The organism is Micromonospora acroterricola, from assembly GCF_003172955.1.
Lineage (GTDB): Bacteria > Actinomycetota > Actinomycetes > Mycobacteriales > Micromonosporaceae > Micromonospora > Micromonospora acroterricola.
This window is the reverse complement of the sequence record NZ_QGKR01000325.1, coordinates 1-11,177: the sequence shown is the minus strand read 5'-3', so window position 1 is coordinate 11,177 and position 11,177 is coordinate 1. Positions and strand designations below refer to the sequence as shown.

The 11,177-nt window shown below is 73.0% G+C and carries 9 protein-coding genes and 1 tRNA gene; 4 read left to right on the top strand and 6 right to left on the bottom strand.

The genetic code is table 11. The features are described from left to right. Positions 1-762: 762 nt before the first annotated feature. The gene (locus DKT68_RS28035; RefSeq protein ID WP_236647099.1) at positions 763-2,199 is read right to left on the bottom strand and encodes a pyridoxal-dependent decarboxylase; all 1,437 of its coding nucleotides are present in this window, start codon (positions 2,197-2,199) and stop codon (positions 763-765) included. 259 nt (positions 2,200-2,458) lie between these two features. Here DKT68_RS28035 and DKT68_RS28030 point away from each other — a divergent pair, with 259 nt between their 5' ends. Next, entirely contained in the window at positions 2,459-4,714 is a 2,256-nt protein-coding gene (locus DKT68_RS28030; RefSeq protein WP_109820386.1) for a rhamnogalacturonan lyase family protein, read from the top strand. A gap of 198 nt (positions 4,715-4,912) precedes the next feature. On the opposite strand, the gene DKT68_RS28025 is transcribed toward DKT68_RS28030, so the two are convergent. After that, positions 4,913-5,923 carry an LLM class flavin-dependent oxidoreductase gene (locus DKT68_RS28025; RefSeq protein WP_407940803.1) on the bottom strand — a complete coding sequence of 337 codons (1,011 nt, stop codon included), beginning with the start codon at positions 5,921-5,923 and terminating at the stop codon, positions 4,913-4,915. A gap of 82 nt (positions 5,924-6,005) precedes the next feature. Then, positions 6,006-6,485: an Lrp/AsnC family transcriptional regulator gene (locus DKT68_RS28020; protein WP_109820384.1), complete on the bottom strand. Its 480-nt coding sequence runs from the start codon at positions 6,483-6,485 to the stop codon at positions 6,006-6,008. Positions 6,486-6,568: 83 nt separating this feature from the next. On the opposite strand from DKT68_RS28020, the gene DKT68_RS28015 reads away from it, so the two are divergent. Next, positions 6,569-7,747, top strand: coding sequence for a trans-sulfuration enzyme family protein (locus DKT68_RS28015; RefSeq protein WP_109820388.1), 1,179 nt, complete (start codon positions 6,569-6,571; stop codon positions 7,745-7,747). Between the two features lie 21 nt (positions 7,748-7,768). On the opposite strand, the gene DKT68_RS28010 is transcribed toward DKT68_RS28015, so the two are convergent. The 3 genes from DKT68_RS28010 to DKT68_RS28000 form a co-directional block, all read right to left on the bottom strand. After that, positions 7,769-8,419 (bottom strand): NAD-dependent epimerase/dehydratase family protein, encoded by a 651-nt coding sequence (locus DKT68_RS28010; protein ID WP_109820383.1) that lies wholly within the window; start codon positions 8,417-8,419, stop codon positions 7,769-7,771. Between the two features lie 217 nt (positions 8,420-8,636). Further along, positions 8,637-9,386, bottom strand: coding sequence for a helix-turn-helix domain-containing protein (locus tag DKT68_RS28005; protein WP_109820382.1), 750 nt, complete (start codon positions 9,384-9,386; stop codon positions 8,637-8,639). Positions 9,387-9,418: 32 nt separating this feature from the next. After that, positions 9,419-9,494: transfer RNA gene (locus tag DKT68_RS28000), tRNA-Leu, on the bottom strand. Between the two features lie 96 nt (positions 9,495-9,590). On the opposite strand from DKT68_RS28000, the gene DKT68_RS27995 reads away from it, so the two are divergent. After that, positions 9,591-10,211 (top strand): ANTAR domain-containing response regulator, encoded by a 621-nt coding sequence (locus tag DKT68_RS27995; RefSeq protein WP_089019813.1) that lies wholly within the window; start codon positions 9,591-9,593, stop codon positions 10,209-10,211. A gap of 80 nt (positions 10,212-10,291) precedes the next feature. Beyond that, on the top strand, positions 10,292-11,177 hold an 886-nt coding region (locus DKT68_RS27990), incomplete at its 3' end, for a hypothetical protein (RefSeq protein ID WP_109820381.1).

The window sequence follows — 11,177 nt, the reverse complement described above, 5'->3', positions numbered from 1 at the left end:
GCCGCCGCGTGCGTCGTCCGCCGATCCCGGCCGTGCTGACCCTGGCTGCCGCGTGCGCCGTCCGCTGATCCCGGCGCCCGCTGACCCCGGCCGCCCGCTGACCCCGGCCGCCGCGTGCGCCGTCCGCTGATCCCGGTCGTGCGCTGATCCCGGCTGCCGGGTGCGTCGTCCGCTGATCCCGGTCGTGCGCTGATCCCGGCTGCCGGGTGCGTCGTCCGCTGATCCCGGTCGTGCGCTGACCCTGGCTGCCGCGTGCGCCGTCCGCTGATCCCGGCCGCCCGCTGATCCCGGCCGTCGGCCGTCGAGGAAACCGGCCGCGGGCTGGCAGCGCCGGGGGCCGCTTGTGCTTTCGGGTGCGATACCTGTGGGTCATATTGATGACTCACAGGTATCGCGCTCGACGGAGTGTGCCGGGCGGGACCGGCGGTGACGGCCGTGGCCGGTCGGCCGGGATCAGGGGGTTGGGGTGACCCCGGCCGTTAGGCCGACGACTGGGCAGAGCCAACCCGGCGTGCCCCAGGGACCTCGATCGACCGGCGGCGCCCGTCGTGCCGCGGCAGTCAGCGGGCGAGCAGGCTCGTCGGTGGCGTAGTCAGCGGCGGAGCGGGCCGTCGTCGTCGGCGGTCAGCAGTCGAGGGGGCGATCGTCGGCGGCGGTCGGCAGTCGAGCGGGTGGTCGTCGGCGGCGGTCAGCAGTCGGGCGGGCGGTCGTCGGCGGGGGTCAGTGGGCGAGCGGGTCGCCGGCGGTCAGCGGGCAAGCGGGTCAGCGGGCCAGCAGGTCGTCGGCGGCGGCGGTCAGCAGCGTCCACGCCTCGTCGACGTGCCGTTCGGCGGTCTGGGGTGAGCCGATCGCCAGCCGCAGCGTGTACCGGTCGCCCACCCGGGTGTGCGTCAGGTGCACCCGCCCGGTGCGGTTCACCCGGGCCAGCAACTCGGCGTTGGTGTCGTCGTCGGCGCGCAGCCGGAAGCAGACCAGCGAGAACGGGTGCGCCGCGGCCAGTTCGAACCGCTCGTCGGCGCGGACCTGGTCGGCGAACCGGGCGGCCAGCGCCACTCCGGAGCGGATGTGCGCCCGCAGCCCCTCGGCGCCGTACCAGCGCAGCACGAACCACAGCTTCAGGGCCCGGAACCGGCGCCCGAGCGGCACCTGCCAGTCCCGGTAGTCGATCACCGCGCCGGACTCGCTGGCCGCGTTGCGCAGGAACTCCGGCAGCACGGTCAGCGCCTCGACCAGCTCCGCCCGGTCGGCGACCCAGAACGCGTCGCAGTCGAAGCCGGTGAGCAGCCACTTGTGCGGGTCGAAGCAGTACGAATCGGCGTACTCCAGGCCGGCCTGCGCCCAGCGCAGCTCGGGGCAGACGGCGGCGGCGCCCGCGTACGCGGCGTCCACGTGCAGCCAGATCCCGTACTCCGCGCAGATCGCCCCGATCTCGGGTAGCGGGTCGATGGCAGTGGTGGAGGTGGTGCCGATGGTGGCGACCACGATGGCGGGGACGTCGCCGGCGGCCAGGTCGGCCTCGATCGCGGCGCGCAGCGCGGCCTGCCGGAGCGCGTGGGTCTCCCGGTCCGCCTCGACCGGACGTACCCCGTCGCTGCCGAGCCCGGCGATCCGTACGGCCTTCTCGATGGAGGAGTGCCCGTGGACGGAGGTGTACGCGCGGTAGCGCCGGTCGATGCCGGCGTCTCGCCAGCGGCCTCCGCTGGCCCGGTGCAGCGCGGCCAGGGTGGCCACCAGTGTCGCCGAGGAGGCCGAGTCCTGGATCACCCCGCCGCCGCTGCCGGATGAGCGGAACTTCCCCGGCAGGTCCGTCAGTTGGGCCAGCCAGTCCATCATCACGGTCTCCAGCTCGGTGCAGGCCGGGCTGGTGGCCCAGAGCATGCCCTGCACGCCGAGCCCTGAGCTAATTAGGTCGCCGAGCAGGCTCGGGCCGGACGTGTTGGCCGGGAAGTACCCGAAGAAGCCGGGGTGCTGCCAGTGCGTCAGCCCCGGCACGACGATCCTGTCGAGGTCGGCGAGGACGGCGTCGACCGGCTCGCCGTGGCCGGGCGGGGCGGCCGGCAGGGCGGCGGCCACCGTGCCCGGCGGGTCGGCCCGGGTGACCGGACGTTGCTCCAGCGTGGCCCAGTAGTCGGCGATCCAGTCGATGACGGCGTGACCGGCGCGGCGGAACTCGTCGGGGTCCATGTGTGGGGCGCTCACCCCGACGAGTTGATCAGGCATCGTCCGCCGGGGCAAGACTCGGGCGGGGTGCACCGGCGGCGGAGTCAGCGACGAGTGTCGATGTTGCGTCGCGGAAAGCGCTTGCCTTACGATGCGCGGTGAGCCGGATCCGTGAGTTCCAGGGCGTTCACCCCCGATCAGACCGCCGTCCGCCGCCGTCGCGGCGAGCGTCCACAGTGCCTCCCGGGCAGGGGACGGTGGGCCGTCGGCTGTCACCACCGGATCCCGGAGGCAGTTCATGCACCCGTCCAGACATCGGCTGATCCTGCTCGCCGGTACGACCGCCGCCGCCGTCGCGGCCGGCGCTTTCGGCACGGTCGTCGCCTCGGCCGCCGCCGCCGGCTGCCGGATCGACTACCAGGTCACCAACCAGTGGCCGGGTGGCTTCGGCGCCACCGTCACCGTCACGAACCTCGGCGACCCCGTCACCGGGTGGACCCTCACCTGGCCGTACGCCGCCGGGCAGCAGGTGACGCAGGCGTGGAACGCCGCCGTCACCCAGTCCGGCGCCGGGGTCACCGCCCGCAACGTCGACCACAACGCCGCCATCGCCACCAACGGCACCGCCGAGTTCGGCTTCAACGGCTCGTGGACCGGCAGCAACCCGGCGCCGTCCAGCTTCGCGCTCAACGGCGTCACCTGCACCGGCGCCGTACCCACCAGCGGCCCGACCACCACGCCTCCGCCGACCACCACACCTCCGCCGAGCACCTCGCCGCCCACCACCGCGCCGCCGCCCTCGGCCGGGGCCGTGCAGATGGAGGACCTGGACCGGGGGCTGGTGAGCGTCCGCTCCGGCGGCGGCAACCTGGTCTCCTGGCGGTTGCTCGGCACCGAGACCGCCGGCGTAGCGTTCCACCTCTACCGGGGCGCCACCAGGGTCACCACCACCCCGGTCACCGGCGCCACCACCTACCTCGACAGCGGAGCGGCGGCGGGCTCGGCGTACACCGTGCGCGCGGTGGTCGGCGGCGTCGAGCAGGCCGCGTCGGCCCCGGCACTCCAGTTCGGCGACGGGTACCTGGACGTGCCGTTGCAGGTGCCGGCCGGCGGCAGCACCCCCACCGGGGAGAGCTACACCTACAGCGCCAGCGACGCCTCCGTCGGCGACCTCGACGGTGACGGCAGGTACGAGATCGTGCTCAAATGGGAGCCGTCGAACGCCAAGGACAACTCCCAGTCCGGCTACACCGGCCCCGTCCACGTCGACGCGTACACCCTCACCGGCACCCGGTTGTGGCGGGTCGACCTCGGCCGCAACATCCGCGCCGGGGCCCACTACACCCAGTTCCAGGTGTACGACTACGACGGCGACGGGCGCGCCGAGGTGGCCATGAAGACCGCCGACGGCACCCGCTCCGGCACCGGCCAGGTGATCGGCTCCGCGTCGGCGGACCACCGCAACTCCAGCGGCTACGTGCTCGCCGGCCCGGAGTACCTGACCATGTTCGACGGGCGCACCGGCGCGATCCTCTCCACCGTCGACTACGACCCGCCGCGCGGCACGGTGTCGTCCTGGGGCGACTCGTACGGCAACCGGGTGGACCGGTTCCTCGCGGGCACCGCGTACCTCGACGGGCAGCGACCCTCGCTGATCATGGCCCGGGGTTACTACACCCGCGCGGTCGTCGCGGCCTGGGACTTCCGCGACGGCACGCTACGCAGGCGCTGGACGTTCGACTCGAACGCCTCCGGCAACGGCGCCGCCGCCGGTCAGGGCAACCACCAGCTCTCCGTAGCCGACGTCGACGGCGACGGCCGCCAGGAGATCGTCTACGGCGCCGCCACGATCGACGACAACGGTCGGCTGCTCTACTCCACCGGCAACGGGCACGGCGATGCCCTGCACGTCGGCGACCTCGACCCGAGCCGCTCCGGCCTGGAGGTGTTCAAGGTCGACGAGGACGCCAGCAAACCCAGCTCCTGGTTCGCCGACGCCCGTACCGGTCAGATCCTCTGGTCCACGCCGGCCTCGGGTGACAACGGCCGGGGTGTCTCGGCGGACATCTGGGCGGGCAGCCCCGGCGCGGAGTCGTGGTCGTCGGCGGTCGCGGGGCTGGCCAACACCAGGGGGCAGAACGTGGGCCGCAAGCCGTCGTCGGCCAACTTCCTCGCCTGGTGGGACGGCGACCCGCTGCGCGAGCTGCTGGACGCCACGAGGATCGACAAGTACGGCACCGGCGGTGACACCCGCCTGCTCACCGGCAGCGGGGTCGCGGCCAACAACGGCACCAAGTCCACGCCGGCGCTCTCCGGCGACATCCTGGGCGACTGGCGCGAGGAGGTGATCTGGCGGACCACCGACAGCCGGGCGCTGCGCATCCACAGCACGCCCATCCCGACCAGCACCCGGATCCACACCCTGATGCACGATCCGCAGTACCGGGTGGCGATCGCCTGGCAGAACACCGCCTACAACCAGCCACCGCACCCGGGGTTCTTCATCGGCGACGGGATGGCGAACCCGCCCACCCCGAACATCTACCTACGCTGATCCACCCCGGACCGTCCCCGGGTGAAGCGCCCGGGTGGCAGGCACCGGGCCGCAGCTGGGGAATCCACTCAGCTCCGGCCCGGTGCGCCACACCGCGGCATTCCCAACCCGTCCCGACCGGGAATGCCGTACCACCACCGGCACCAACGTTAGGCACCGTCCGGGTCGCGGGGGTGACGCCGACGTGAAGATCGTGTTTCAGGCCGTCCGGCGCAGGCCGCCCGCCACCTGCTCGGCGATCAGCTCGTACGAGCGCACCCGGTCCCGCACGTCGTAGACCAGCGTGGTCAGCATCAGCTCGTCCGCGGCGGTGCGCTCCACCAGCTCGGTCAGCTGCCGGCGCACCGTCTCCGGCGAGCCCATCGCCTGACCGTCGCGGCGCTGCTCCACGAACTCCCGCTCGATCTCCGTGTACGGGTACGCCGCCGCCTCCTCGGGCGTGGACAGGGGCTCGGGCCGGCCGGAGCGCAGCTTCAGGAACGACAGCGCGCTCGGTCCGGCCAGCCACTCGGCCCGCTCGTCGGTCTCCGCGCAGACGGCGTTGACCGCCACCATCGCGTACGGCTTGTCGAGCCACTGCGACGGCCGGAAGTTCTGCCGGTACAGGGCCAGCGCCGGCAGGGTGTTCGCCGAGCTGAAGTGGTGCGCGAAGGAGAACGGCAGGCCGAGCAGCCCGGCCAGCTGGGCGCTGAAGCCGCTGGAGCCGAGGAGCCAGACCGCCGGCTGCTCACCCCGCCCCGGGGTGGCGATGATCTGCCCGGGCCGCTCCCCGCTGAAGTAGTTCATCAGGTCGTCCAGCTCGCGCGGGAAGCCCTCGGCCGAGAGCCCCTCCATCGTGCGGCGCAGCGCAAGCGCGGTGATCTGGTCGGTGCCCGGCGCCCGGCCGATGCCCAGGTCGATCCGGCCGGGGTGCAACGCCTCGAGGGTGCCGAACTGCTCGGCCACCACCAGCGGCGCGTGGTTGGGCAGCATGACCCCGCCCGACCCGAGCCGGATCGTCGAGGTGTTGGCGGCCAGGTGGGCGAGCAGCACCGCGGGGGCGGAGCTGGCGATGGCCGGCATGTTGTGGTGCTCGGCCACCCAGAACCGGTGATAGCCCAGCTCCTCGGTGCGCCGGGCCAGCTCGGTGGTGGCCTGCAGCGCCGCGCCGGCGGTGGTGCCCTTGGCGACCGGAGCAAGATCAAGAACAGACAACGGTACGGTGATCACACGGTTGGCCAACCCCGCACCGGACGCTTTTGTTCCGCTTGGCCGGGATTCGATCGAACGGCTCGCCCCGTCCCGCCGCTGCTCAGCCCAGTCCGCGGGCCTGCTCGAAGATCAGGCTGGTCTGCGTGTGCTGCACCACCGGGTCGACGGCGAGGTGGTCCAGCACGAAGTCGCGCAGCGCGTCCCCGGACGCGGCCCGCACGTGCAGCACGTAGTCCTCCGCGCCGGCGACGTGGAACACCGACACCACCCCGGGCAGCCGCACCGACCGGGCCCGGAACGCGTCCACCGCCGCCCGCTCGTGCGCGGTCAGCCGCACCGACACCAGCGCCTGCAACGGCAGGCCGAGCGCGGCCGGGTCCACCTCGGCGTGGAAACCGCGGATGGCGCCGCGCTCGCGCAGCGCCCGCGTACGGGTCAGGCAGGTCGACGGCGCCACCCCGACCCGCTCGGCGAGGGCGTTGTTCGGTAGGCGGCCGTCCGCGGCCAGTTCGGTCAGGATCGCGCGGTCCACCTCGTCGAGGGCCGGGTGGGGCCGCACATCGTTCGGCGCAGGGGGCATACCGCCATCCTGCTCCGAATCGGCCGACGAGACCAGAGACGTGAACAGAATTATCTTCCCGAGCATTGCTCTTCTCGCGGCGGATGTTCGACGCTACCGGCATGACGATGGTGGACACCCGGGCCGTGCACGCCGGCCGCGACGACCTGCGAGCGCTCGGCGTACACGTGCCGCCGATCGACCTGTCCACCACCAACCCGCTGCCGTCGGTCGACGACGGAGGCGACGCCTACGAACAGCTCGCCACCGGCGGCGTCCTCCCCGCCGAGGGCAGCGCCGTCTACCAACGGCTGTGGAACCCGACGGTGGCCCGCTTCGAGACCGCCCTCGCCGAACTGGAGGGCACCGCCCAGGCCGTCGCCTTCGCCAGCGGCATGGCCGCCCTCACCGCCGTCCTCCTCGCCGCCGCCCGGGACGGCCGCCGGCACGTCGTCGCCGTCCGACCCCTGTACGGCGGCACCGACCACGTGCTCGCCACCGGGCTGCTCGGGACCACCGTCAGCTGGGCCCGCCCCGACGAGGTCGCCGCCGCCATCCGCCCCGACACCGCGCTGGTCATCGTGGAGACGCCGGCCAACCCCACCCTCGACCTCGTCGACATCGCCGCCCTGGCCGTGGCCGCCGGCGACGTCCCGCTGCTGGTCGACAACACCGTCGCCACCCCCGTACTGCAACAACCCGCCCGGCACGGCGCCGCACTCGTGCTGCACAGCGCCACCAAGAGCATCGGCGGGCACGGCGACGTCCTCGCCGGCGTCGTCGCCTGCGACGCCGACTGGGCCGTCCGCCTGCGCCAGGTCCGCGCGGTCACCGGCGCGATCCTGCACCCGCTCGGCGGCTACCTGCTGCACCGCGGCCTGCAAACCCTGCCGCTGCGGGTCCGCGCCCAGCAGGCCACCGCGGAGAAGCTCGCCGGCTGGCTCGCCGACCACCCGGCCGTACACCGGGTGCACCACCCGTCGGTCCACGACCCGGCGGCGCTCGTCGGCCGGCAGATGTCCGGCCCCGGCAGCCTGCTGGCCTTCGAGGTACGCGGCGGCGCGCCCGCCGCGGCCGCCGTCGCCGGCGCCTGCCGGCTGGTCACCCACGCGGTGTCCCTCGGCGGCGTGGACACCCTGATCCAGCACCCCGCCTCGCTCACGCACCGGCCGGTCGAGGGCGACGCGAAGCCCGCCGCCGCGTTGCTGCGCGTCTCGGTCGGGCTGGAGGACCCCGAGGACCTCCGCGCCGATCTCGCCCAGGCACTCGCCGCCCTCGCCTGACCGGCCGCCCGCCTGCCCGGCTCAGCGCAGGTCGCGGTTTCCCAGCACCCGGCGGGGCGAGCCCTCCCGGGCCACCCGCAGCATCGCCCGGCCGATCCCGTCGGTGGTGGTGACCTGGTTGGGCAGCAGCCGGCGCACCACCGGGAAGAGCGGACGGGTGACCGCGTACCCGATCCGGTACCAGCGGGTCCTCGACACCGCGCCGTGGGTCGGCTGAATGAAACCGGGCCGCGCCGCGTAGCCGTTCGGGAGCAGGTCGAGGACCGCGTTCTCGGTACGACCCTTGACCCGCGCCCACATCACCCGGCCCCGGCCCGTGGAGTCGGTGCCGACACCGGAGACGTAGACGAAGGTGACACTCGGGCTCACCTCGGCCAGCAGCCGCGCGGCGGCCAGCGGGTAGTCGTAGCTGATCCGCGTGTACGCGGCCTCGTCGAGGCCCAGTGACGACACGCCCAGGCAGTAGAAGCAGGCGTCGACGCCGGTCAGGTCGGCGCGTACCGCGTCCAGCTCGCCGACGTCGTCGACGGTGAGCTCGCGCAGCTTCGGATGCCGCTGCCCGGTCGGCCTCCGGCCGATCGTCAGCACCTCCCGTACGTCCTCGGCGAGCAGGCACTCCCGCAGCACGCCCTGACCGACCATGCCGGTCGCGCCGAAGATCACCACGCGCATCAGATCCCACTCCTGTCGTCGGTCTCGTCATCCGGGGCGTCCCGGGCTGAACAAGCGTCCCAGAACGCACCGGCGTCTGTTGATCGACTCGTCACCGCTGACATCAGGCCAGCACCGACGCCGGGACGCCGCGACATCAGGGAAACCGAGTCGATCACGGCCGGTTTTTCCGGCTGTCTTCCCCGCCGGGACCCGCACCCCCGAGTCGTAGCGGTGGTCAGGACTTCGGGCCGACGTGCTGGTCCAGCGCCGCGACCGCTGCCCGGCGCGCCACCGACAGCGAGTTGGGCCGGTTCATCCGCCAGGCGATGCCGAGCAGGTCGAGCGCCCACTGACAGAGCCCGATGATGTCGGCCGACTCGTTGCTGAACATGTACCGCGGGTAGACGTAGTCCTTGCCCCGCACGCTCACCCGGTTGGCGAACCGGCATCCGTCGGAGTGAAACAGGCCGCGCAGGAAGTCGCCGGGGTGGCGTTCGATGATCGGCCGTTGCCAGTCGGCGAGGACGATCGGCCGCTCGTGCTTCTTTCCGGGGCCGTGCTGGGGGAGCAGGCACGGCCAGTGCTTGCCGCTGCTCTCCACCGAGACACAGCCATCCTTGGGAACGCGTTGCACCTTGTTGGCGAGCACGGACCGCATGGCGGTGTCGCACGCCTCGATCAACCCGGGCCAGGCGTTGCCGCAGGTGATGCGGAGGACCGGCACCCGCGCCGAGGTGACCAGGTGCCCGTCGCCCAGGTAGAGACCGAGCAGGTAGGCGTAGGCCGGTTGATCTGTCGGATTGTCGACGCCGTCCTGGCAGCGGAAACAGCGCGACGCGGTGCCGGGGACGAGGGGTTCGGGACGGTCTCGGCACCAGTGCCAGACGGTGCGGTATGAAAGCCCGACACTGCGGGCGACATCGGCGACGCTGGCTCCCGACAGGTGAAGTCGCCGAGCGCGAGCGCGGATATGCGGGGGATGCATGACGTCATCATCGAACGTACGTACGACAGTACTGGTGCCCCCGGTGGGATTCGAACCCACACTGTATGCAGTTTGAGTGCACTGTCTCTGCCATTGGACTACAGGGGCCTTCGGTTTCCCGGCCTGGATAGGTTACCCACTACGCTGAGGGCGGTGACACCCGGCTGGGCGGGTGTCGGGTTCTGACTGGTGGGGGTAGTGCTGGTGGCCGAGACGCCGACGGATGCCGAGCGCAGGCGCGTGCTGATCGCCGAGGACGAGGCGCTGATCCGGCTGGACCTCGCCGAGATGCTGGTCGAAGAGGGCTACGAGGTGGTGGGGGAGGCCGGCGACGGCGAGACCGCCGTCCGCCTCGCCGAGGAGTTGAAGCCCGATCTGGTCATCCTCGACATCAAGATGCCGATCATGGATGGGCTGGCCGCCGCCGAGCGGATCGCCGGCGCCCGGATCGCCCCGGTGATCATCCTGACCGCGTTCAGCCAGCGGGACCTGGTGGAGCGGGCGCGGGCGGCGGGCGCGATGGCGTACCTGGTGAAGCCCTTCCAGAAGAGCGACCTGGTGCCGGCCGTGGAGATCGCGCTGTCGCGCTACTCGGAGGTCGCCGCGCTGGAGGCGGAGGTCGCCGGCCTGACCGACCGCCTGGAGATCCGCAAGACGGTGGAGCGCGCCAAGGGTGCGCTGATGACGACGTACGGGATGACCGAGCCGCAGGCGTTCAAGTGGATCCAGCGCACGGCGATGGACCACCGGATGACCATGAAGGAGGTCGCCGAGCGGATCCTCGCCGAGACCGCCGGCGGCGAGGTGGCGCAGCCGACGGTCTGACCGTCGGCCGGAGGCATCGGTTCGGTTGCGCCGCCTTATCGCGGCCGCCGCGCCGCGCCTTCGAGGAATAGCATCGACCCGTGTCCGTCCGACGGGTGATCGCGGTGTTCGGCCTCGTCGCGCTGCTGCTCGCCGGCTGCGACTCGTCCGCCGAGCCGGCCGGCGACACGTCGGCCGGCGACACGTCGGCCGGCGCCCGGCCGTCGACCGCCACGCCGGCGCTCCGGCCGGGGTGGCAGCCGTTGACGTTGCCCGCGCCGCCCGGCGGCGCGGGCCGTCTGCTGCTGCGCGACGCCGCCGCCTGCGCGGGTCGCTGGTTCCTGGTCGGCGGCGTCGCCGACACCGCCGGTGGCACTCGTCCCGCAGCGTGGACCAGCCTGGACGGTACGACATGGGCGGTGGTGCCGATCCGCGCGGATTCCTTCTACGGTAGGCAGAACGTGCTGCTGTCGGTGGCCTGCCGCGACGGCAGGGCGGCGGTCATCGGCGCGAAGGTCGGCGGGGCGCACGGCTATCCGCGGGTGAGCACCTGGCGGCAGCGGGCCGACGGCACGCTGTTGGAGGTGCAGGCTTCGTTCGAGACGTTCGGCGGGCCGAAGGCGGTGAACGTGTCCCGGTTGGCGGCCGGCGCGCCGGGCTGGCTGATCGTGGGCAACCGCTCGGCGGGCGCGGCCTCCTGGGTGTCGTCACCGGAGGCGGCGGAGTTCGCGCTGGTGGAGGGCGCCCCGGAGCTGGCCAGCGACGGGGCCGGGGTGACCTGGGCGTTCGACGCGGTGGCGGTGCCGGCGGGCTGGGTGGCGGTGGGTGGCCTGTTGCCGGCCGGTCGGATCGACCGGGATCCGGCGGTGTGGTCGTCGCCGGACGGCCGGTCGTGGCGGCGCACGGTGCTGCCGGGTGGTCCGGAGTACGAGGAGTTGCAGCGGGTGACGCTGGTCGGCGGGGTGCCGGCGGCGGTCGGGCTGCGCG